A 20,017-nucleotide genomic window follows, 5' to 3' on the forward strand; every position below is an offset into this window, starting at 1 on the left:
CCGAAGAAGCGTAGAGGAAACAGACAATGGCTATTCGTAAGTACAAGCCCACGACCCCCGGTCGCCGCGGCTCCAGCGTTGCCGACTTCGCCGAGATCACCCGATCGACGCCCGAGAAGTCGCTCCTTCGCCCGCTGTCCAAGACCGGTGGCCGCAACAACTCCGGTCGCATCACGACGCGTCACATCGGTGGTGGCCACAAGCGCCAGTACCGTCTGATCGACTTCCGTCGGAACGACAAGGACGGCATCAACGCCAAGGTCGCTCACATCGAGTACGACCCCAACCGCACGGCGCGCATCGCGCTGCTCCACTTCGTGGACGGCACCAAGCGCTACATCCTGGCTCCGAACAAGCTCTCGCAGGGCGACGTCGTGGAGTCGGGCTCGGGTGCCGACATCAAGCCCGGCAACAACCTGCCGCTGCGCAACATCCCGACCGGTACGGTCATCCACGCCATCGAGATCAAGCCGGGCGGCGGCGCCAAGCTCGCCCGCTCGGCCGGCACCTCGGTCCGCCTCGTCGCCAAGGACGGCCCCTACGCGCAGCTCCGCCTGCCGTCGGGCGAGATCCGCAACGTCGACGCGCGCTGCCGCGCCACGATCGGCGAGGTCGGCAACGCCGAGCAGTCGAACATCAACTGGGGCAAGGCCGGCCGCATGCGCTGGAAGGGCGTCCGCCCGACCGTCCGCGGTGTCGCGATGAACCCGGTCGACCACCCCCACGGTGGTGGAGAGGGCAAGACCTCCGGTGGTCGCCACCCGGTCAGCCCCTGGGGCCAGTCCGAGGGACGCACCCGTCGCCCCAACAAGGAGAGCGACAAGCTCATCGTTCGCCGCCGCACCGCCGGTAAGAAGCGCAAGTAGGAGTTGTAGAAGATGCCTCGCAGTCTCAAGAAGGGCCCCTTCGTTGACGACCACCTGCTCCGCAAGGTGTTCACGGCCAACGAAGCCGGCAACAAGAACGTCATCAAGACATGGTCGCGCCGTTCGATGATCATCCCGGCGATGCTGGGACACACCATCGCGGTCCACGACGGTCGCAAGCACATCCCCGTGTTCGTGACCGAGACCATGGTCGGCCACAAGCTCGGCGAGTTCGCCCCCACTCGGACCTTCCGCGGTCACGAGAAGGACGACAAGAAGGGCCGTCGCCGCTGACGCGGCGACGAGAAGGAGGAGAGAAATGGTGGAGTCGATCGCACGCGTGCGACACATCCGCGTCACCCCCCAGAAGGCTCGCCGTGTCGTGAACCTGATCCGCGGGAAGCAGGCGGAGGAGGCCCTGGCCATCCTCAAGTTCGCCCCGCAGGGTGCGTCCGAGCCCGTCTACAAGCTCGTCGCCTCGGCGATGGCCAACGCTCGCGTCAAGGCCGATGCCTCGAACGAGTACCTCGACGACCAGGACCTGTTCGTGTCCCGCGCCTTCGTCGATGAGGGAACCACCCTCAAGCGATTCCAGCCCCGTGCTCAGGGTCGTGCCTTCCGCATCAACAAGCGCACCAGCCACATCACCGTCGTGCTGGCCACTCCTGAGGAGGGGACCAAGTAATGGGTCAGAAAGTAAACCCCTACGGTTTCCGTCTGGGAATCACCACCGACCACGTGTCGCGCTGGTTCTCCGACAGCACCAAGAAGGGCCAGCGGTACAGCGACTTCCTCGCTGAGGACGTCAAGATCCGCCGGCTCCTCGCCACGCAGCTCGACCGCGCGGGCGTCGCCCGCATCGAGATCGAGCGCACCCGCGACCGCGTCCGCGTCGACATCCACACCGCCCGCCCGGGCATCGTGATCGGTCGCCGCGGCGCCGAGGCCGAGCGCATCCGCGCCGACCTCGAGAAGCTCACCGCCAAGCAGATCCAGCTGAACATCCTCGAGGTGAAGAACCCCGAGGCCGAGGCTCAGCTGGTCGCGCAGGGCATCGCCGAGCAGCTCTCCGCCCGCGTGGCCTTCCGCCGCGCGATGCGCAAGGGTCTGCAGGGCGCGCAGCGCGCCGGCGCCAAGGGCGTCCGAATCCAGGTCTCCGGCCGCCTCGGCGGCGCCGAGATGAGCCGCTCGGAGTTCTACCGCGAGGGACGCGTGCCGCTGCACACCCTGCGCGCGAACATCGACTACGGCTTCTACGAGGCGAAGACCACCTTCGGCCGCATCGGCGTGAAGGTCTGGATCTACAAGGGCGACATCACCAACAAGGAGCTCGCTCGGGAGCAGGCGAACAGCAAGTCGTCGCGCCCCGAGCGCAGCGACCGTCCGCGTCGCGCCCCCCGCCAGCAGAGCGAGGCGCCCGTCGCAGCAGGAGTTGAGGCATAACCATGTTGATTCCGCGTCGAGTCAAGCACCGCAAGCAGCACCACCCGGGCCGTTCCGGCCAGGCCACCGGTGGCACCAAGGTGTCGTTCGGTGAGTACGGCATCCAGGCCCTCACCCCGGCCTACGTGACCAACCGTCAGATCGAGTCCGCTCGTATCGCCATGACGCGCCACATCAAGCGCGGTGGAAAGGTGTGGATCAACATCTACCCCGACCGCCCGCTGACCAAGAAGCCCGCCGAGACCCGCATGGGTTCCGGAAAGGGCTCGCCGGAGTGGTGGGTCGCGAACGTCAAGCCGGGTCGCGTCCTCTTCGAGGTCGCCGGCGTCGACGAGCAGCTCGCTCGTGAGGCCATGACCCGTGCCATCCACAAGCTGCCCCTCAAGGCACGCATCATCAAGCGCGAGGAGGGAGACGCATAATGGCGATCGGATCCAAGGAGCTCGTTCCCACCGAGCTCGACACCTTCGAGGACGAGCGTCTCGTCACGGAGCTGAAGAAGGCCAAGGAGGAGCTGTTCAACCTCCGCTTCCAGTCGGCCACCGGCCAGCTGGACACCAACGGCCGCCTGCGTGCCGTCAAGCGCGACATCGCCCGCATCTACACGGTCATCCGTGAGCGCGAGCTGGGCATCCGCGCCACCCCCGCCCCCGTCGAGGCTCCGGCCAAGGCGGAGAAGAAGCCGAAGACCAAGAAGGCCGCCAAGGCCGAGGTCGCGGCGACCGAGTCGAACGAGGAGGCCAAGTAATGGCAACCGTCACTGACAGCGCCGGCCACGAGTCGGCCGCCCACGACATCAAGGAGGCGGGCGCTCGCGGTTACCGCAAGACCCGTCGCGGCTACGTGACCAGCGACAAGATGGACAAGACCATCGTCGTCGAGGTCGAGGACCGGGTGAAGCACCCGCTGTACGGCAAGGTCATCCGCCGCACGTCCAAGGTCAAGGTCCACGACGAGCTGAACTCCGCCGGCATCGGCGACTCCGTCGTCATCAGCGAGACCCGTCCCCTCAGCGCCACCAAGCGCTGGCGCCTGGTCGAGATCCTCGAGAAGGCCAAGTAGGCCCCGGCCCGCTTGAGTTAGCAGGAGAGACACATGCTTCAGCAAGAATCCCGAGTCAAGGTCGCCGACAACACCGGCGCCAAGATGCTCCTCACCATCCGCGTGCTCGGTGGCTCCGGCCGCCGCTACGCCGGCCTCGGTGACGTCATCGTCGCGACCGTCAAGGACGCGATCCCCGGCGGAAACGTCAAGAAGGGCGATGTGGTCAAGGCCGTCATCGTCCGCACCATCAAGCAGACCCGTCGTCCCGACGGCTCGTACATCAAGTTCGACGAGAACGCCGCCGTGATCCTGAAGAACGACGGGGACCCCCGCGGCACCCGCATCTTCGGTCCGGTCGGTCGCGAGCTCCGCGACAAGAAGTTCATGAAGATCGTCTCGCTGGCACCGGAGGTTATCTAGTCATGGCCAAGATCAAGAAGGGTGACCTCGTGCAGGTCATCTCGGGCGCGACCCAGGCCCGCGGCGGAGACCGCGGCAAGCAGGGCAAGGTTCTCGAGGTCCTGGTCGAGAAGAACCGCGTCGTCGTCGAGGGTGTGAACTTCGTCAAGAAGCACAACCGCGTCGGCCAGTCGCAGCGCGGCTCGAAGGAGGGCGGCATCGAGACCATCGAGGCCCCGCTCCACATCTCGAACGTCGCGGTCGTCGACCCGAAGACCAAGAAGCCGACCCGGGTCGGCCACCGCAACGTGGCCGTCACCAAGGACGGCGTGACCAAGACGGTTCGCGTTCGCTACGCGAAGGCGTCGGGTGAGGAACTGTAATGACTGACACCACCGCAGTGGCTGCGAAGGTTCAGCCGCGGCTCAAGGCCAAGTACCAGGCCGACATCATCCCCGCTCTCAAGGAGCAGTTCGGCTTCTCGAACATCCACCAGGTCCCCGGCCTGGTCAAGGTGGTCGTGAACACCGGAGTCGGCGAGGCGGCCCGCGACGGCAAGATCATCGACGGCGCCATCAAGGACCTCACCGCGATCACGGGCCAGAAGCCCCAGGTCACGAAGGCCCGCAAGTCCATCGCGCAGTTCAAGCTGCGCGAGGGCCAGGCCATCGGCGCGCACGTCACCCTCCGCGGTGACCGCGCGTGGGAGTTCCTGGACCGCCTGCTCTCGGTGGCGCTGCCGCGCATCCGCGACTTCCGCGGTCTCTCGGACCGCCAGTTCGACGGCAACGGCAACTACACCTTCGGCATCACGGAGCAGTCGATCTTCCACGAGATCGACCAGGACCGCATCGACCGCGTCCGCGGCTTCGACGTGACCGTGGTCACCACCGCGAAGACCGACGACGAGGGTCGCGCGCTGCTCAAGCAGCTCGGCTTCCCGTTCAAGTCGGCGGACAACGCGTAGCACGACCCCCGAGGCCGGAGGGCGGATCACCCGCCCTCCGGCCTCGCTGTGCATCCGGCCGCCCCGCGGTCCGGAAGCACTCTCAGAGCTCCGGTCCTCTCCCGGGAGGATCGGCCGTCGGCCCTCGACCGCCGGCCCTCAGCCGTGTACCATGGCTCGTTGGCCTGCGCTCGCGCGGCCGCATGGGCGTCGACGTCGTCGGCGCCGTCCCACACCACAGGTCGTCACTCTTGTAAAGGGTGCCGAAACCAGGCGAGAAAGGCACCATCAGCCATGACCATGACTGATCCGGTCGCAGATCTGCTGACCAGAATCCGCAACGCGAACTCCGCGCACCACGACTCCATCGCCCTCCCCGGCTCGAAGCTCAAGGCGAACATCGCCGAGATCCTCAAGCGCGAGGGCTACATCTCCGACTGGAAGGTCGAGGAGGCGCGCGTCGGCACGACGCTCTCCATCTCCCTCAAGTACGGACCGAACCGCGAGCGCTCCATCGCCGGCATCAAGCGCGTCTCGAAGCCCGGCCTGCGCGTCTACGCGAAGTCGACCGAGATCCCCACCGTCCTCGGTGGCCTCGGCGTCGCCATCCTGTCCACGTCGAGCGGTCTGCTGACCGACCGTCAGGCCGAGAAGAAGGGCGTGGGTGGGGAGATCCTCGCCTACGTGTGGTAACCCCATGTCGCGAATCGGAAGACTCCCCATCGAGATCCCGGCGGGCGTCGACGTCTCCGTCGCCGGATCACTCGTCACCGTCAAGGGCCCCAAGGGCGAGCTGACCGTCCCGGTCGCCAGCCCGATCCAGGTCGCCGTCGAAGGCGGCCAGGTCCTGGTCTCCCGCCCCGACGACGAGCGCGAGTCGCGCTCGCTCCACGGCCTCACCCGGACGCTCATCGCGAACGACATCATCGGTGTCACGCAGGGCTACTCCAAGGGCCTCGAGGTCGTCGGAACCGGTTACCGCGTGCTGGTGAAGGGCTCGGACATCGAGTTCGCCCTCGGCTTCTCGCACCCGGTCGTCGTCACCCCTCCCGCGGGCATCTCGTTCACGGTCGAGGGCAACAACAAGGTCACCGTGCACGGCATCTCCAAGCAGGCCGTCGGTGAAGTGGCCGCCAACATTCGTAAGATCCGCAAGCCCGAGCCCTACAAGGGCAAGGGCGTGCGCTACGCCGGCGAGGTCGTTCGCCGCAAGGCCGGAAAGAGCGGTAAGTGATCATGGGACTCGGAACCAGAGGAAAGAGCAAGTCCGCTGCGCGCGGTCGTCGTCACGACCGTCTGCGCAAGAAGGTCGTCGGCTCCGCCGAGCGCCCCCGTCTCGTCGTCAACCGATCGGCCCGTCACGTCTTCGTGCAGATCGTCGACGACTCGCTGGGCCGCACCCTCGCGTCCGCGTCGACCCTCGAGGCCGACCTCCGCGTGTTCGACGGCGACAAGACCGCCAAGGCCCGCCGGGTCGGCGAGCTTCTCGCCGAGCGCGCGAAGACCGCAGGAGTCGAGGCGGTCGTCTTCGACCGCGGAGGCAACAAGTACGCCGGTCGCGTCGCCGCGATCGCCGATGGAGCACGAGAGGCAGGGCTCAACCTGTGACCGCCGCAGAGAGCAAGGAACCCGAGGTCGCCGCCGTGTCGGAGGCCCCCGTCGAGACCGCTGCGTCCACGCAGCCCCAGCAGGAGGCTCGCGAGCCCCGTCGTGGCGGCCGTGACCGCAACCAGGGCGGCCGCGACCGCGGTGGCCGCGACTCCGAGAAGAGCCAGTTCCTCGAGCGCGTCGTGACTATCAACCGCGTGTCGAAGGTCGTCAAGGGCGGTCGTCGCTTCAGCTTCACCGCGCTCGTCGTCGTCGGCGACGGCAACGGACTCGTCGGAGTCGGCTACGGCAAGGCCCGCGAGGTCCCCACCGCCATCTCCAAGGGCGTCGAGGAGGCGAAGAAGAACTTCTTCCGCGTCCCGCGCGTCGGCTCGACCATCCCGCACCCCGTCCAGGGTGAGGCCGCTGCCGGTGTCGTGCTCCTGCGCCCCGCGTCGTCGGGTACCGGTGTCATCGCCGGCGGTCCCGTCCGCGCCGTGCTCGAGTGCGCCGGCATCCACGACGTCCTGAGCAAGTCGCTCGGCTCGTCGAACACCATCAACATCGTCCACGCGACGGTGACGGCCCTGCAGCAGCTCGAGGAGCCGCGCGCCGTCGCCGCTCGTCGCGGGCTCGACTTCGACCAGGTCGCGCCGCCCCGGCTCGTCCGTGCCGAGGCCGACGCCCTCGCCGCCGCGTCCAAGTCGAAGGCAGGTGCCTGATGGCCCAGCTCAAGGTGACCCAGATCAAGTCGAAGGTCAGCGAGAAGCAGTACCAGCGCGACACGCTGCGCTCGCTCGGCCTCAGGAAGATCGGTCAGAGCGTCGTCCGCGAGGACAACTCTCAGAACCGCGGATACGTGAAGACCGTCGCCCACCTGGTGAAGGTCGAGGAGATTGACTAATGGCTGAGAAGAACCAGGCCGTCGCGGAGTCCACGACTCCCGCGCAGGCCTCGACCAAGGAGCACGTGCTCAAGGTCCACCACCTCCGACCCGCAGTGGGCGCCAAGAAGGCGAAGACTCGCGTCGGCCGCGGTGAGGGATCCAAGGGAAAGACCGCCGGTCGCGGCACCAAGGGCACCAAGGCCCGCTACCAGGTGCGCGTCGGCTTCGAGGGTGGGCAGATGCCGCTGCACATGCGCACCCCGAAGCTCCGCGGCTTCAAGAACCCGTTCCGCGTCGAGTACCAGGTCGTGAACCTGTCCGCTCTCGCGGAGCTCTACCCTCAGGGCGGCGACGTCACCATCAGCGACCTGGTCGCGAAGGGTGCCGTCCGCAAGAACGAGAAGGTCAAGGTTCTCGGCGACGGGGACATTGCGGTTACGCTGAACGTCGCGGTCGACAAGGTCTCCAGCTCTGCCGAGCAGAAGATCGTCGCCGCGGGCGGATCCATCAAGTAGCACCAGCAGCTTGTCGGTCGGGCTTGCCACGACGACTCCCCACGGGCACCTCGCCCCTGGAGAGCGCGTGGCAAGCTCGACCTGTATCCCGCACCAAGAACTGAGCAGGAGACCCTAGGTAGATGTTTGGCGCCGTAGCGCGGATCTTCCGCACCCCCGACCTCCGCCGCAAGATCGGCTTCACCCTCGCGATCGTGGCGATCTTCCGGCTGGGATCCTTCATCCCCGCTCCGTTCGTCGACTTCGAGGCCGTCCAGGCCTGCCTCGCCGGCAACCAGGGCACCTCGGGTCTCTACGAGCTCGTGAACCTCTTCAGCGGTGGAGCCCTGCTCCAGCTGTCGATCTTCGCGCTCGGCATCATGCCGTACATCACGGCGTCGATCATCGTGCAGCTCCTGCGCGTGGTCATCCCGCACTTCGAGACCCTCTACAAGGAGGGCCAGTCGGGCCAGGGCCGTCTGACGCAGTACACCCGCTATCTCACGATCGCGCTGGGCGTCCTGCAGTCGACCACCCTCATCACCGTCGCCCGCTCGGGCGCGCTGTTCGGCAACTCCGGTGTCCCGGAGTGCTCGGCGCTCATCATCACCGACGAGTGGTACTCCATCCTGCTCATGGTCATCACCATGACCGCGGGCACCGGCATCATCATGTGGATGGGCGAGCTCATCACCGAGCGCGGCATCGGCAACGGCATGTCGCTCCTGATCTTCACCTCGATCGCCGCCCAGTTCCCCACCTCGCTCTGGTCGATCGCGCAGTCGCGCGGCTTCGAGACCTTCCTCCTCGTCCTCGCGGTCGGGCTCGTGCTCGTCGTCGCGGTCGTCTTCGTCGAGCAGTCGCAGCGGCGGATCCCCGTGCAGTACGCCAAGCGGATGGTCGGGCGCAGAACGTACGGCGGCAACAACACGTACATCCCGATCAAGGTCAACATGGCCGGCGTCGTGCCCGTCATCTTCGCCTCGTCGCTGCTGTACCTGCCCGCGCTCATCGCGCAGTTCAACCAGCCCGCGGCCGGCCAGGAGGCGCCGTTCTGGGTGACCTGGATCACGAACTACCTCACCAAGGGCGATCACCCGCTCTACATGGCGCTGTACTTCCTGCTGATCGTCGGCTTCACCTACTTCTACGTCGCGATCACCTTCAACCCGGACGAGGTCGCCGACAACATGAAGCGCTACGGCGGCTTCATCCCCGGCATCCGCGCCGGCCGTCCGACCGCCGAGTACCTGAACTACGTGCTGACCCGGGTGACGCTGCCCGGCTCGGTCTATCTCGGTCTGATCGCGCTCGTGCCCCTCGTGGCGCTCGCGCTCGTCGGCGCCAACCAGAACTTCCCGTTCGGCGGCACGTCCATCCTGATCATCGTCGGAGTCGGACTCGAGACGGTGAAGCAGATCGACTCCCAGCTGCAGCAGCGCCACTACGAAGGGCTCCTCCGATGACCTCGACCCCGGTCGGCTTCCGTCTGCTGCTGATCGGCCCTCCGGGCGCCGGCAAGGGGACTCAGGCCGCTCGGCTCAGCGAGGTCCTGAAGGTCCCCGCGATCTCGACCGGAGACATCTTCCGCGCCAACGTCGCCAATGAGACCGAGCTCGGCCTGCAGGCCAAGTCCTACCTCGACGCCGGCCGCTACGTGCCCGACGAGCTGACCAACGCGATCGTGCACGACCGGCTGCAGGAGGCCGACGTCTCGACGGGCTTCCTCCTCGACGGCTACCCGCGCACCACGGAGCAGGTCGACGAGCTCGACCGCATCGTCGCGGCGGACGGCAACCGGCTCGACGCGGTCGTGCAGCTGACCGCCGATCCCGACGAGGTCGTCGCACGTCTGCTCAAGCGCTCCGCCGAGCAGGGCCGCAGCGACGACACGGAGGAGGTCATCCGGCACCGTCTCGCCCTCTACGAGGAGCAGACCGCGCCGCTGATCGACATCTACGCCGCGCGCGGGCTCGTCATCGTCGTCGACGGCCTCGGCCCGGTCGACGAGGTCACCGAGCGCATCGTCGTCGCCCTCGAGGGCCACCGCGTCGGTCGCCTCGTCGGCGACTCGCCGGCCGCCTGACCCGTGGCGCTGCGCTCCTCCCTCTACAAGACGCCGGCCCAGCTGCGGTCGATGATCGCGCCCGGGCTGGCGACCGCCGCGTCTCTGGACGCTGTCCGTGCCGCCGTGCGACCCGGCGTCAGCACGCTCGAGCTCGACGCGATCGCCGAGGCCGCGATCCTCGCGCTCGGCGGGCACTCGAACTTCCAGCTCGTGCCGGGCTACCGGCACACGATCTGCGCCTCGGTGAACGAGGAGGTCGTGCACGGGATCCCCGGCGGCCGCGTCCTCGAGCCCGGCGACATCGTCTCCATCGACAGCGGCGCCGAGATCGACGGCTGGAACGGCGACTCCGCCCTGACGATCGTTCTGCCCGACGCCGAGCGCCCCGACGAGGTCGCGCGCCGCGAGGCGCTGTCCCGCGTCACCGAGGGCTCGCTCTGGCGCGGCATAGCGGCTCTCGCGTCGGCGCGGCACCTCAACGAGGTGGGCGCGGTGATCGAGGAGTACATCGAGGACGAGGCGGAGGCCTCCGGCGCCGTCTACGGCATCCTCACCGACTACATCGGCCACGGCATCGGCAGGACGATGCACGAGGCGCCGCCGGTGTTCAACTACCGGGTGCGCCAGCGCGGCCCGGAGGTGAAGCCCGGTCTCGTCGTCGCCATCGAGCCGATGGTCACCGCGGGCAGCGCCGAGACGGTCGTCCGCGAGGACGACTGGACCGTCGCCACCATCGACGGCAGCATGTCGGCGCACTGGGAGCACTCGGTCGCGGTGCACCGCGACGGCATCTGGGTGACGACGCTCGCCGACGGCGGCGCCGCCGGCCTCGCGCAGTACGGGATCGTGCCGACGCCGATCGCGTAGTACGGACTTCGTCGCGGTGATGCGACCCATTGAGGGTCGCCGTCGCGTTGTCGAGTCTTCCGCGGTGAGGGCGGTCCACTGGACCGCCCGGCTGGCCGCCTTGGAGGAGCTGGTCAGGGCGACCGACAGCTAGCTGTCAATCACCCTGACCAGCTCCTCGATGAAGCCGCCGAAGTCCGCGGAGCGGCGGATCAGGCGCTGCACCTCCGCGCGGTCGGCGAAGACCTCGACGAACTGGTCGAAGACGGACTGGAAGCTGCTGCGGCCGGCGGAGGCGAAGGCGATCATCGCGATCACGTTCACCCGCTGCTCGCCCCACGCCATCGGCACGTCGTTGACGACGATGGCGATCGCGGTCCGGCGCGCACTCATCGCCATCGCGTGCGGGACGGCGAGGTTGTCGGTGAACGCGGTCGAGCTCATCCGCTCGCGCTCGATCGCGCCGTCGACGTAGTCCTCGTCGATGATGCCGTCGGCGATCATCCGCTCGCCGAGCAGCCGGATCATCGCCGGCTCATCGCGCGCGTGCACGTTCCGGAAGAAGAGCGACTCGTCGAAGAACTGCAGCAGCTCGTCCTTGATCCGCGCGCGGCGCCGGTGCCGGCGCACCCGGGCGATCGCACGGCGCACGGCGTCCACGTCGTGGTCGGTGAGGAACGGCTGCACCACGACGACGTCCTCGGAGGCGGGCCGCTCGTCGATCGTGGTGATCACCAGATCCGCGGTCAGGCGGTCCCAGTCGACGTCGCTTCGGGTGATCAGCGAGCGGACCTCCACCTCGGTGCCGAGCGAGCGCTCGACCCGCAGCCGCAGCATGTGCGCGAGGTCGTAGTAGTTCGGGCAGACGATGACGCAGGAGAGCCGCTCCTCGCGCCGGGACACCCGCTCGAGGAAGGAGCCGACGTGCAGGGCGATATAGGCGATCTCGTCCTCGTTGACGGTGATCCCGCGCAGGCGCTGCAGTCCGCTCGCGAGGAACACCGCGATCTCGTAGGTCATCGGGAAGCTGGTCTTGATCGAGCGGGTGAGCGGGTTCCGCGAGTAGCCGCCCTCGGCCGCCCGCGCGACGAGGTTCCGCACGTGCAGCGCGAGGCGGACGATGAAGCCCTCGTCGTCGAGGTCGACGAGGTACGCCTCGTTCACATCCGCGACGAGCTCGCGGACGACGGCGACGTCCTCCGGATCGAGGTAGTTCTCGACGACGGCGGCGACGGGCTCGTTCTGCCCCGGCGTCGCCACCCGCGTCGTCATCAGGATCGCCAGCTGGGCGAGCTCGGCGTCGGTGAGCCGCGTGGCGAAGTGGCGCTCGACGAGCTCGGCGAGCAGCGCGGCGAGCTCGCCGTGCACCGCGGGGGAGGGGCGCGAGCCGGACGGGTCGCCGATGCCGCGGGAGACGCGGTCGACGGCGATCGCGATGTGCAGCAGCACGCTGTTCACGCCGTAGTCGTTGATGTAGTAGCCGCGGGTCTCGAGCTCGGCCAGCAGCTCGGTCTTGAACGCGCCGAGACCGGGGGAGGCGAACTCGCGCTGCACGTCGTCCAGCGTGAAGACGCCCTGCGCGCTCTCGTCGCGGAACATCCGCGAGATCAGCCGGCGCCGGGCCTCCTCGCTGCCCTCGAGACGAACGGAAGGGCCGCGGCGCACGAGGGCCAGGCCGGACTCGTCCGCCAGCGCCTTCACCCGGCGCAGATCGGCGTCGATCGTCGACTCGCTGACGGAGAGCGTGTCCGCCAGTGCCGCGAGGTCGAGTCCCTCGTCGGAGTCGACCAGGCGCCGGACGATGCTGTACAGCCGGTCGCGCGGGGTGTCCGGCTCGTCGTCGCGGAGCAGCCGGGTCTCGAGGAACGCCGTGTACGCGTCGCGCGCGAGCCGGTAGCCGTTCGCCGACGACTCCACGGGCTCGAGCGGGGCCGCCTGGGCCTTCACCGCCGTCACGTAGCTGCGGACGCTCCGGGTGGTGACTCCGAGCCGGTCGGCCAGCTCGTGCGCGGTCACCCAGCCGTCGGCGCGGGAGAGGTACTCCAGCAGTCGTTCGCGGTTGTCAGGCATCGGTCTTCCAGTCAACCATCTCCGGGTCGGCGGGGTCGGACCCGCGCCGAAGCCGCCGGGAGCGCTCTTCCGCCCCCGCGGAAGATTGTCTGCGGGGGCGGACGCGCGGCCCCCGAGATGCTTGGATGAGGCAAGACCCGGACGCGAGGAGGCGAACGAGGTGCGCACGATCCTGATCGTCTGCGGTGCAGGCGCGTCGAGCACGTTCCTGGCCCACCGGCTGCGAGCGGGCGCGAAGCAGCGCGGCATCGATGCCGTGTTCCGATCCGAGACCCTTCCCGGTCTCGCGGACGCTCTGCCCCAGGCGGACGTCCTCCTGGTCGGACCGCACCTCGAGCCGCAGTTCGACGAGCTCCGCCAGCGCGCGGTGCACGTCGGCGCCGCGGCAGCACTCCTCCCGCACGACGTCTTCGGGGCGCACGGTGCCGATGCCGTGCTCGACACCCTTCCCGTCCTCTTCGCCGCTCGCGCGGTCGTCGCAGGATCGGACGGGGACGCCTCACCTCCCGCCCCGGGCCTCGCGCCCGGCGCCGGGAACCACTGACGCAGTTCCGACTGCAGGATCAAGGAGAAACGTTCATGGTCGAGCGCACCGTGCAGGTTGCATCGTCGAAGGGCCTCCACGCCCGCCCCGCCTCGCTCTTCAGCCAGGCCGCGGCGAAGTCGGGTCAGAAGGTCCTGGTGAAGAAGGGCGAGGGCACCGCGGTGAACGCGGCCTCGATCCTCGGCATCATCTCGCTCGGCATCGAGCACGGCGACTCGCTGACCCTCTCCGTCGAGGGCGACAACGAGCAGGCGATCCTCGACGAGCTCGCGGAGTTCCTCTCCACCGACCACGACGCTTAAGACCCCTCGCCCCACCGCCTTCTCACCGACGAGACGCACGACAGGAACCGGGAACCCATGACGCTGTCCACTCCTTCCACCGCCTACGCCTCCGCGAAGCTCCAGGGCACCGGAGTCGGCCGCGGCCTGGCCCTCGGGCCGGTGCTGCGCATGCCCGACCCGCTCCCCGAGCCCGAGGACACCGCCAGCACCCGCTCCGTCGCGCAGGAGGAGGAGCGCGCGGTCGCCTCGCTGTCGGCGACCGCCGCGACCATCCGCCACCGCGGTGAGCGCGCCGGCGGCTCGGCGAAGGACGTCCTCGACGCGCAGGCGCTGATGGCGGAGGACCCCTCGCTCGCGGACGACGTCAAGGCGCGGCTCGCGACCGGCAAGACCGCCGAGCGCGCGGTGCACGAGGCTTTCGCCGGGTTCCGCGACCTGCTGGTCGCGATGGGCGGCTACATGGCCGAGCGCGCGACCGACCTCGACGACGTCTCGCAGCGGGTCGTCGCCCACCTGCGCGGCGTCCCGGCGCCCGGCGTCCCGGAGTCGGACGAGCCCTTCGTGCTCGTCGCCCGCGACCTCGCGCCGGCCGACACCGCGCTGCTCGACCTCGAGAAGGTCCTCGGCCTGATCACGAGCGACGGCGGCCCGACCTCGCACACGGCGATCCTCGCCCGCGAGAAGTCGATCACCGCCATCGTCGGCACGACCGGCGCACTCGACCTGCGCGACGGCCAGCTCGTCATCCTCGACGCCTCCTCCGGTGTCGTGACGGTGAACCCGTCCGACGTCGAGATCGGCGACGCGAAGTCCTCGATCGCGGAGCGCGCCGAGATGCTCGCCGCCCCCGTCGTCCCCGGCGCCCTCGCGGACGGTCACGCCGTGCCGCTGCTGGCGAACCTCGGCTCGGCCGACGGCGCCGAGAACGCCGTCGAGCTCGGCGCGGAGGGCGTGGGCCTGTTCCGCACCGAGTTCCTCTTCCTCGACGCGAAGGAGGCCCCGACCGTCGCCGAGCAGGCCGAGCAGTACACCCGCCTCCTCGCCGCCTTCCCCGGCCGCAAGGTCGTGGTGCGCGCGCTCGACGCCGGCGCCGACAAGCCGCTCGCCTTCCTCAACGACAACCACGAGGAGAACCCAGCGCTCGGTCTCCGCGGCCTCCGCGCCCTGCGCGCGAGCGAGCAGATCCTCCGCGACCAGCTCACCGCGCTCGCCCAGGCCGACGCCGCGACCGACGCCGACCTCTGGGTCATGGCGCCGATGGTCGCGACGGTCGACGAGACCCGCTACTTCACCTCCATGGCCAAGGAGCTCGGGATCCGCACCGCCGGCGTGATGGTGGAGGTCCCCTCCTCCGCCCTGCTCGCCGACCGGATCCTCGGAGTCGCCGACTTCGCCTCCATCGGCACCAACGACCTGACCCAGTACACCCTGGCGGCGGACCGGATGCTCGGCACCGTGTCCGCCTTCCAGGACCCGTGGCACCCCGCCGTCCTCCGCCTCGTCGGCGAGGTCGGCCGCGCGGGCGCCGCACTGGGCAAGCCCGTCGGCATCTGCGGCGAGGCCGCCGCGGATCCGCTGCTCGCCGTGGTCCTCGTGGGCCTCGGCGCGACGACCCTCTCGATGTCGCCGTCGGCTCTCGCCGACGTCCGCGCCGAGCTGGCCGAGCACACCCTCGAGGACGCGAGGCGCTACGCCGAGCTCGCCCTCGCGGCCGACAGCGCGGCGGACGCCCGGTCCGCCGTCACCGAGGCGATCGCCGCCTCCTGATCCCGGGGATCGCGCGGCCCGCATCCGCGCGATCCTCCGCAGCACCACCCCGCACCACCCGCACCACGGCACGACCCCTGCACCACCCCGTCTCGTCCCGCCCCGCGGGAGCCCGGCCCGCCTCAGGAGCGACCGGATCTCCCACCCTCAGAATCGGAGAACACACCACATGACAACGACGTCAGCGACGTCGACGCGCGGAGGTACGCGCGTCCACGTCCAGCGATTCGGCACCTTCCTCTCGGGGATGGTCATGCCGAACATCGCGGCCTTCATCGCGTGGGGTCTCATCACCTCGCTCTTCATCGCCGCGGGCTGGCTGCCCAACGGCATCCTCGGCGGCTTCGGCGACGCGGCCCAGATCGGCTGGGAGGGTGCCCGCACCCAGCTCGCCGCCGGTGAGGACGGCGCGACCTTCCAGCAGTACATCGGTCTCGTCGCCCCGATGATCACCTACCTGCTCCCGCTGCTCATCGCGAACACCGGTGGCCGCATGGTCTACGGCCAGCGCGGTGGCGTGGTCGCCTCGATCGCCACCATGGGCGTCATCGTCGGCGCCACCATCCCGATGTTCCTCGGCGCCATGATCATCGGCCCGCTCGCCGCGTGGCTGATGAAGAAGGTCGACTCGATCTGGGACGGCAAGATCAAGCCCGGCTTCGAGATGCTGGTCAACAACTTCTCCGCCGGAATCCTCGGCATGCTCCTCTCGCTGGGCGCGTTCTTCGGCATCGCGCCGATCATCTCGTTCCTCACCAAGATCCTCGGCGACGGCGTCGACCTCCTGGTGAACGCGGGCCTGCTGCCGCTGACCTCGATCTTCATCGAGCCGGCGAAGATCCTGTTCCTCAACAACGCCATCAACCAGGGCGTGCTCACCCCGCTCGGCACCGTCATGGCGCAGGACCAGGGCAAGTCGTACCTGTTCCTGCTCGAGGCCAACCCCGGCCCCGGCATGGGCGTGCTGCTCGCCTTCGCGATCTTCGGTGTGGGCATCGCCCGCGGCTCCGCCCCCGGCGCCGCGCTGATCCACTTCGTCGGCGGCATCCACGAGATCTACTTCCCCTACGTGCTGATGAAGCCCGCGCTCGTCGCGGCCGTCATCCTCGGCGGCATGACGGGCGTCGCGACCAACGTCGCGTTCGACTCCGGCCTCGTCGCCCCGGCGTCCCCGGGATCGATCATCGCGGTGCTCCTGCAGACCTCGCGTGACAGCTACCTCGGCGTGATCCTCTCGGTCCTGCTCTCGATGGCCGTGTCGTTCGTCGTCGCGTCGTTCATCATCCGCGGCAGCCGCAAGCGCGACCTCGACGCCATGGAGGCCGGTGACGACAAGCTCGCCGCCGCCGTCGCCGCCAACTCGTCGAACAAGGGCAAGGAGAGCGCCGTCGGCTCGCTCCTCAACGCGAGCGGCGCGTCCAACCAGGACGGCGCCTCGGCGACCGCCACCGCCACGCAGGTGCGCAACATCGTCTTCGCCTGCGACGCCGGGATGGGATCGTCCGCCATGGGCGCCTCCGTCCTGCGCAACAAGATGAAGAAGGCGGGCTTCGAGGACGTCACGGTCACCAACAAGGCGATCGCGGCCCTCGAGGACGACGTCGACCTGGTCATCACCCAGGCCGAGCTGACCGAGCGGGCGCGCCAGCGCACGCCGGGCGCGATCCACGTCTCCGTCGACAACTTCATGAACAGCCCCAAGTACGACGAGGTCGTCTCGCTCGTCGCGGAGCAGCACGGCAAGTAGTCGGGAACACCCCTGAGGGAGCCCGTAGGGTGCGACGTGGCGGAGACGCTCCGCTCGCCCCTGCGGGTTCCCTCATTCGTTCACCACCCACGGAAAGGACGCACGCCATGAGCGATGTGCTCACCATCGGACAGATCAACGCCTCCGGCACCGCCACGTCGAAGGAGACCGCCATCAAGGAGGCCGCCGACATGCTGGTCGGCGTCGGCGCCGTGACGCCCGCCTACCACGAGGCGATGCTCGCCCGCGAGGCGACCGTCTCCACCTACATGGGCAACCTGCTCGCCATCCCGCACGGCACGAACGACGCGAAGGACGAGATCCGCTCCTCGGCGCTCTCCTTCGTCCGCTACGCGCAGCCGATCGACTGGGACGGCAACGAGGTCCGCTTCGTCGTCGGCATCGCCGGCGTCAACAACGAGCACCTCGAGATCCTCTCGAAGATCGCGATCATCTTCTCCGAGGAGGACGAGGTGCAGAAGCTCCTCGACGCCCCGGACGCGCAGTCGCTCTACGCGCTGCTGGGCGAGGTCAACTCCTGATGCCCACCGCCGTCCACTTCGGCGCCGGCAACATCGGCCGCGGCTTCGTCGGGCTGATCCTGCACGGTGCCGGCTACGAGCTCGTCTTCGCCGACGTCAACGCGGCACTGATCGATCAGCTCGCCGCCGCCGACAGCTACGAGGTGCACGAGGTGGGGGAGTCGTCCGCGACGCACGTCGTCGACGGCTTCCGCGCGATCAACTCGGCGAGCGACGAGGAGGCCCTCGTCCGCGAGATCGCCGCCGCCGACCTCGTCACCACCGCGGTGGGTCCGAACATCCTGCGCTTCGTCGCCCCGGTGATCGCGAAGGGCCTCGCCGCCCGCGCGGACTCCGCGCCCCGCCTCGCCGTGATGGCCTGCGAGAACGCGATCAGCGCGACCCGGCTGCTGCAGACCGAGGTCGCCGCGAGCCTCGGTGCGGACGAGTGGGAGCGCCTGCGCTCCCGCGCGGTCTTCGCGGACACCGCGGTCGACCGCATCGTGCCGAACCAGGCGGCCGGCCAGGGTCTCGACGTCACGGTCGAGAGCTTCTTCGAGTGGGTCGTCGACCGCACGCCGTTCGAGGGCTCCGAGCCCGAGATCCCCGGCGCCACCTGGGTCGACGATCTCGAGCCGTTCATCGAGCGCAAGCTCTTCACGGTGAACACCGGGCACGCCACCGCGGCGTACGTCGGCTTCGCGGCCGGCGCGCACAAGCTGTCGGACGCGCTCGCGCTGCCCGAGGTGCACGACGCGGTGAAGGCCGCGCTCGAGGACACCAAGACGCTGATCGTCGAGAAGCACGGCTTCAGCGACGAGGAGCAGGAGGCCTACCTCCAGAAGACGCTGAAGCGCTTCGCGAACCCGGGTCTCACCGACACGGTGGACCGGGTCGGGCGCCAGCCGCTGCGCAAGCTCTCGCGGCACGAGCGCTTCATCGGCCCGGCGGTCGAGCTCGCCGAGCGCGGGCACGTGCCGAGCGGACTGCTGACGGCGATCGGCGCGGCCCTCCGCTTCGACGTGCCGGAGGACCCGCAGAGCGTCGAGCTGAAGGAGAAGCTGGCGGCGCTGTCGCCGGAGGAGTTCGTCGCCGAGGTGACCGGCCTCGGCGCGGACCACCCGCTGTTCGCGCAGGTCGTCGCGGTCGTCCGCGGCTGACCTCCGCGAGGCCGCGTCCGGAGGGGCGGGATCGGGTGCTCCGGCATCCGGCTCCGCCCCTTCGCGGTTCCGGGGGCGGGCCGGACTAGAAGAGGCGCCAGCGGGTCAGCGGCCAGGCCACGGCGAAGACGCGCCCGACCACCCGCTCGATCGGCACCGTCTTCACGCAGGAGTCGATCGGACCCGGGGCTCCGCGGCAGTCGCCGAGCGAGTCGTTGGAGTTCGAGCGGTGGTCGCCGAGGACGAAGAGCGTGTCCTCCGGCACCGTGTACTCCTGGAAGCAGCGGGTGGAGGCGGGCTGCGAGTCGCAGTCCTGGGTGCCGGGGGTGAACGGGAAGTCCTCGAAGACGTAGTCGCCCGCGAGCGGCTGACCGTCCACGAGCACGTGCCCCTCGGCGTCGCAGCAGGAGACCGTCTGGCCGGCGGTCGCGATCACGCGCTTCACGAGGAACTCCTCGTGCGACGGGCCGATGCTCGTGACGTCGCCGAAGTACTTGACCGCCTCGGAGAGCGGGTTCCCGACCGCGTCGGTCGCACCCCAGCGCGCGTCGCGCGAGAAGACGACGATCTGCTCCGACTCCGGCTCGCCGTGGAGCGCCGCGGTGCGATCGACCAGGATGCGGTCGCCGAAGAAGCCGCCGCCCTGCAGGGTGTTCTCCATCGAGCCGGTCGGCACGGTGTACACCTTCACGAAGAACGTCTGCACGAGGGCGATGACGACGATCGCGACGAGCACGGTCACCAGGGGGTGCGAGTACCAGCTCCGCCGGCTCCTCGCCGTGCCGTCCGTCGTCTTCTCCGTGCGCGCCATCCGCGGTCCCTTCGACGAGGGAGAGCCTAGGCGGCGGCCGTCGTGCTCGCGCTCCGCGGCGCGCACACCGCCGTCCGCGGCGGGTGCCCGCCCCCGCCCTGAGGCGACACGCCCGGGCTGGCGGAGACGCGGGGATTCGCGTAGTATCGACCCTTGGTGTTTGCGCGTGCTCCGGCACGCCCGCGCACCGCTCCCCGGGCTCCGCCCGGGGGGAGGATCGTCGCGGAAGCATTCGCACGACCAGTACACACACTACTTCCGAACGACAGTGAGGCTATGGCCAAAAAAGACGGTGTCATCGAAATCGAAGGTGCGGTTGTCGAGGCGCTCCCCAACGCGATGTTCCGCGTGGAGCTCACCAACGGACACAAGGTTCTCGCCCACATCTCGGGCAAGATGCGTCAGCACTACATCCGCATCCTCCCCGAGGACCGCGTGATCGTGGAGCTCAGCCCCTACGACCTGACCCGCGGCCGGATCGTCTACCGCTACAAGTAGACGTTCGCTCCGCTCAGTTCGCGACGTGCGTGTCCT

28 protein-coding genes are annotated in these 20,017 nt (G+C 69.2%); 26 read left to right on the top strand and 2 right to left on the bottom strand.

All coding sequences use genetic code 11. The features are described from left to right. Positions 1–26: 26 nt before the first annotated feature. The 19 genes from rplB (at position 27) to map (ending at position 10,600) form a co-directional block, all read left to right on the top strand. Positions 27–866 (top strand): 50S ribosomal protein L2, encoded by an 840-nt coding sequence (gene rplB / locus MT351_RS15110; protein WP_123445043.1) that lies wholly within the window; start codon positions 27–29, stop codon positions 864–866. A 12-nt stretch (positions 867–878) separates the two neighbouring features. Further along, the gene (rpsS, locus tag MT351_RS15115) at positions 879–1,160 is read left to right on the top strand and encodes a 30S ribosomal protein S19 (RefSeq protein ID WP_055787078.1); all 282 of its coding nucleotides are present in this window, start codon (positions 879–881) and stop codon (positions 1,158–1,160) included. Positions 1,161–1,185: 25 nt separating this feature from the next. Then, positions 1,186–1,551, top strand: coding sequence for a 50S ribosomal protein L22 (gene rplV, locus MT351_RS15120; RefSeq protein WP_123445044.1), 366 nt, complete (start codon positions 1,186–1,188; stop codon positions 1,549–1,551). After that, on the top strand, positions 1,551–2,309 hold the full coding sequence (gene rpsC / locus MT351_RS15125) for a 30S ribosomal protein S3 (RefSeq protein WP_056037327.1): 759 nt from the start codon (positions 1,551–1,553) through the stop codon (positions 2,307–2,309). Before rplV ends, rpsC begins: the two co-directional genes overlap by 1 nt. 2 nt (positions 2,310–2,311) lie before the next feature. Continuing rightward, positions 2,312–2,731, top strand: a complete 420-nt coding sequence (gene rplP / locus MT351_RS15130) for a 50S ribosomal protein L16 (protein ID WP_123445045.1) — start codon at positions 2,312–2,314, stop codon at positions 2,729–2,731. Further along, positions 2,731–3,057 (top strand): 50S ribosomal protein L29, encoded by a 327-nt coding sequence (rpmC, locus tag MT351_RS15135; RefSeq protein ID WP_123445046.1) that lies wholly within the window; start codon positions 2,731–2,733, stop codon positions 3,055–3,057. Before rplP ends, rpmC begins: the two co-directional genes overlap by 1 nt. Then, complete coding sequence (rpsQ, locus tag MT351_RS15140) at positions 3,057–3,371, top strand: 30S ribosomal protein S17 (RefSeq protein ID WP_123445047.1); 315 nt, start codon at positions 3,057–3,059, stop codon at positions 3,369–3,371. Before rpmC ends, rpsQ begins: the two co-directional genes overlap by 1 nt. 33 nt (positions 3,372–3,404) lie before the next feature. Then, positions 3,405–3,773: a 50S ribosomal protein L14 gene (gene rplN / locus MT351_RS15145; RefSeq protein WP_123445048.1), complete on the top strand. Its 369-nt coding sequence runs from the start codon at positions 3,405–3,407 to the stop codon at positions 3,771–3,773. Between the two features lie 2 nt (positions 3,774–3,775). Beyond that, a complete protein-coding gene (gene rplX / locus MT351_RS15150; protein WP_123445049.1) occupies positions 3,776–4,135 on the top strand; it encodes a 50S ribosomal protein L24 in 360 nt (119 codons plus the stop codon). Then, positions 4,135–4,719, top strand: coding sequence for a 50S ribosomal protein L5 (rplE, locus tag MT351_RS15155; RefSeq protein WP_123445050.1), 585 nt, complete (start codon positions 4,135–4,137; stop codon positions 4,717–4,719). Before rplX ends, rplE begins: the two co-directional genes overlap by 1 nt. Positions 4,720–4,992: 273 nt before the next feature. Further along, positions 4,993–5,391 carry a 30S ribosomal protein S8 gene (gene rpsH / locus MT351_RS15160; RefSeq protein WP_123445051.1) on the top strand — a complete coding sequence of 133 codons (399 nt, stop codon included), beginning with the start codon at positions 4,993–4,995 and terminating at the stop codon, positions 5,389–5,391. A gap of 4 nt (positions 5,392–5,395) precedes the next feature. Then, entirely contained in the window at positions 5,396–5,932 is a 537-nt protein-coding gene (gene rplF, locus MT351_RS15165) for a 50S ribosomal protein L6 (protein ID WP_123445052.1), read from the top strand. 2 nt (positions 5,933–5,934) lie between these two features. Further along, positions 5,935–6,306 carry a 50S ribosomal protein L18 gene (rplR, locus tag MT351_RS15170; protein ID WP_123445053.1) on the top strand — a complete coding sequence of 124 codons (372 nt, stop codon included), beginning with the start codon at positions 5,935–5,937 and terminating at the stop codon, positions 6,304–6,306. Then, positions 6,303–7,007, top strand: coding sequence for a 30S ribosomal protein S5 (gene rpsE / locus MT351_RS15175; protein WP_123445054.1), 705 nt, complete (start codon positions 6,303–6,305; stop codon positions 7,005–7,007). The genes rplR and rpsE overlap by 4 nt, the downstream gene beginning before the upstream one ends. Next, positions 7,007–7,189, top strand: coding sequence for a 50S ribosomal protein L30 (gene rpmD, locus MT351_RS15180; protein ID WP_173232138.1), 183 nt, complete (start codon positions 7,007–7,009; stop codon positions 7,187–7,189). The genes rpsE and rpmD overlap by 1 nt, the downstream gene beginning before the upstream one ends. Next, positions 7,189–7,686, top strand: coding sequence for a 50S ribosomal protein L15 (rplO, locus tag MT351_RS15185; RefSeq protein ID WP_123445055.1), 498 nt, complete (start codon positions 7,189–7,191; stop codon positions 7,684–7,686). The genes rpmD and rplO overlap by 1 nt, the downstream gene beginning before the upstream one ends. Before the next feature lie 122 nt (positions 7,687–7,808). After that, entirely contained in the window at positions 7,809–9,131 is a 1,323-nt protein-coding gene (secY, locus tag MT351_RS15190; protein WP_123445056.1) for a preprotein translocase subunit SecY, read from the top strand. After that, positions 9,128–9,751: an adenylate kinase gene (locus MT351_RS15195; protein ID WP_123445057.1), complete on the top strand. Its 624-nt coding sequence runs from the start codon at positions 9,128–9,130 to the stop codon at positions 9,749–9,751. Before secY ends, MT351_RS15195 begins: the two co-directional genes overlap by 4 nt. 3 nt (positions 9,752–9,754) lie before the next feature. Further along, positions 9,755–10,600: a type I methionyl aminopeptidase gene (map, locus tag MT351_RS15200; protein WP_243582563.1), complete on the top strand. Its 846-nt coding sequence runs from the start codon at positions 9,755–9,757 to the stop codon at positions 10,598–10,600. Positions 10,601–10,729: 129 nt separating this feature from the next. On the opposite strand, the gene MT351_RS15205 is transcribed toward map, so the two are convergent. Then, entirely contained in the window at positions 10,730–12,649 is a 1,920-nt protein-coding gene (locus MT351_RS15205; protein ID WP_243582564.1) for a BglG family transcription antiterminator, read from the bottom strand. A 160-nt stretch (positions 12,650–12,809) separates the two neighbouring features. Here MT351_RS15205 and MT351_RS15210 point away from each other — a divergent pair, with 160 nt between their 5' ends. The 6 genes from MT351_RS15210 (at position 12,810) to MT351_RS15235 (ending at position 18,672) form a co-directional block, all read left to right on the top strand. Continuing rightward, positions 12,810–13,193 carry a PTS sugar transporter subunit IIB gene (locus MT351_RS15210; protein WP_165909035.1) on the top strand — a complete coding sequence of 128 codons (384 nt, stop codon included), beginning with the start codon at positions 12,810–12,812 and terminating at the stop codon, positions 13,191–13,193. Positions 13,194–13,228: 35 nt separating this feature from the next. Continuing rightward, positions 13,229–13,495: an HPr family phosphocarrier protein gene (locus MT351_RS15215; protein WP_123702116.1), complete on the top strand. Its 267-nt coding sequence runs from the start codon at positions 13,229–13,231 to the stop codon at positions 13,493–13,495. A gap of 150 nt (positions 13,496–13,645) precedes the next feature. Then, a complete protein-coding gene (ptsP, locus tag MT351_RS15220; protein ID WP_243582597.1) occupies positions 13,646–15,244 on the top strand; it encodes a phosphoenolpyruvate--protein phosphotransferase in 1,599 nt (532 codons plus the stop codon). A 169-nt stretch (positions 15,245–15,413) separates the two neighbouring features. Further along, positions 15,414–16,991, top strand: coding sequence for a PTS mannitol transporter subunit IICB (locus MT351_RS15225; RefSeq protein ID WP_123735034.1), 1,578 nt, complete (start codon positions 15,414–15,416; stop codon positions 16,989–16,991). 107 nt (positions 16,992–17,098) lie between these two features. Further along, positions 17,099–17,533, top strand: coding sequence for a PTS sugar transporter subunit IIA (locus MT351_RS15230; protein WP_123445065.1), 435 nt, complete (start codon positions 17,099–17,101; stop codon positions 17,531–17,533). Beyond that, positions 17,533–18,672 (top strand): mannitol-1-phosphate 5-dehydrogenase, encoded by a 1,140-nt coding sequence (locus tag MT351_RS15235; protein WP_243582565.1) that lies wholly within the window; start codon positions 17,533–17,535, stop codon positions 18,670–18,672. The genes MT351_RS15230 and MT351_RS15235 overlap by 1 nt, the downstream gene beginning before the upstream one ends. 85 nt (positions 18,673–18,757) lie before the next feature. Here MT351_RS15235 and lepB read toward each other — a convergent pair whose 3' ends face one another. Beyond that, entirely contained in the window at positions 18,758–19,483 is a 726-nt protein-coding gene (gene lepB / locus MT351_RS15240) for a signal peptidase I (protein ID WP_243582566.1), read from the bottom strand. Between the two features lie 276 nt (positions 19,484–19,759). Between lepB and infA the strand changes: the two genes are divergently transcribed. Then, positions 19,760–19,981: a translation initiation factor IF-1 gene (gene infA, locus MT351_RS15245; RefSeq protein ID WP_022883252.1), complete on the top strand. Its 222-nt coding sequence runs from the start codon at positions 19,760–19,762 to the stop codon at positions 19,979–19,981. The last annotated feature ends 36 nt before the right edge of the window (positions 19,982–20,017 follow it).

The organism is Rathayibacter sp. VKM Ac-2926, from assembly GCF_022815565.1.
Taxonomy (GTDB): Bacteria; Actinomycetota; Actinomycetes; order Actinomycetales; family Microbacteriaceae; genus Rathayibacter; species Rathayibacter festucae.

Coding starts and splice junctions, on each gene's coding strand:
- rplF (WP_123445052.1), top strand. CDS start 5,396: ATGTCGCGAATCGGAAGACTCCCCATCGAGATCCCGGCGGGCGTCGAC.
- lepB (WP_243582566.1), bottom strand. CDS start 19,483: ATGGCGCGCACGGAGAAGACGACGGACGGCACGGCGAGGAGCCGGCGG.
- rpsH (WP_123445051.1), top strand. CDS start 4,993: ATGACCATGACTGATCCGGTCGCAGATCTGCTGACCAGAATCCGCAAC.
- rplB (WP_123445043.1), top strand. CDS start 27: ATGGCTATTCGTAAGTACAAGCCCACGACCCCCGGTCGCCGCGGCTCC.
- rplV (WP_123445044.1), top strand. CDS start 1,186: ATGGTGGAGTCGATCGCACGCGTGCGACACATCCGCGTCACCCCCCAG.
- rplP (WP_123445045.1), top strand. CDS start 2,312: ATGTTGATTCCGCGTCGAGTCAAGCACCGCAAGCAGCACCACCCGGGC.
- rplR (WP_123445053.1), top strand. CDS start 5,935: ATGGGACTCGGAACCAGAGGAAAGAGCAAGTCCGCTGCGCGCGGTCGT.
- infA (WP_022883252.1), top strand. CDS start 19,760: ATGGCCAAAAAAGACGGTGTCATCGAAATCGAAGGTGCGGTTGTCGAG.
- MT351_RS15235 (WP_243582565.1), top strand. CDS start 17,533: ATGCCCACCGCCGTCCACTTCGGCGCCGGCAACATCGGCCGCGGCTTC.
- rpsQ (WP_123445047.1), top strand. CDS start 3,057: ATGGCAACCGTCACTGACAGCGCCGGCCACGAGTCGGCCGCCCACGAC.
- MT351_RS15225 (WP_123735034.1), top strand. CDS start 15,414: ATGACAACGACGTCAGCGACGTCGACGCGCGGAGGTACGCGCGTCCAC.
- MT351_RS15205 (WP_243582564.1), bottom strand. CDS start 12,649: ATGCCTGACAACCGCGAACGACTGCTGGAGTACCTCTCCCGCGCCGAC.
- ptsP (WP_243582597.1), top strand. CDS start 13,646: ATGCCCGACCCGCTCCCCGAGCCCGAGGACACCGCCAGCACCCGCTCC.
- rplO (WP_123445055.1), top strand. CDS start 7,189: ATGGCTGAGAAGAACCAGGCCGTCGCGGAGTCCACGACTCCCGCGCAG.
- rpsC (WP_056037327.1), top strand. CDS start 1,551: ATGGGTCAGAAAGTAAACCCCTACGGTTTCCGTCTGGGAATCACCACC.
- rplX (WP_123445049.1), top strand. CDS start 3,776: ATGGCCAAGATCAAGAAGGGTGACCTCGTGCAGGTCATCTCGGGCGCG.
- rplN (WP_123445048.1), top strand. CDS start 3,405: ATGCTTCAGCAAGAATCCCGAGTCAAGGTCGCCGACAACACCGGCGCC.
- secY (WP_123445056.1), top strand. CDS start 7,809: ATGTTTGGCGCCGTAGCGCGGATCTTCCGCACCCCCGACCTCCGCCGC.
- MT351_RS15215 (WP_123702116.1), top strand. CDS start 13,229: ATGGTCGAGCGCACCGTGCAGGTTGCATCGTCGAAGGGCCTCCACGCC.
- rplE (WP_123445050.1), top strand. CDS start 4,135: ATGACTGACACCACCGCAGTGGCTGCGAAGGTTCAGCCGCGGCTCAAG.
- rpmD (WP_173232138.1), top strand. CDS start 7,007: ATGGCCCAGCTCAAGGTGACCCAGATCAAGTCGAAGGTCAGCGAGAAG.
- rpmC (WP_123445046.1), top strand. CDS start 2,731: ATGGCGATCGGATCCAAGGAGCTCGTTCCCACCGAGCTCGACACCTTC.
- rpsS (WP_055787078.1), top strand. CDS start 879: ATGCCTCGCAGTCTCAAGAAGGGCCCCTTCGTTGACGACCACCTGCTC.
- MT351_RS15230 (WP_123445065.1), top strand. CDS start 17,099: ATGAGCGATGTGCTCACCATCGGACAGATCAACGCCTCCGGCACCGCC.
- MT351_RS15195 (WP_123445057.1), top strand. CDS start 9,128: ATGACCTCGACCCCGGTCGGCTTCCGTCTGCTGCTGATCGGCCCTCCG.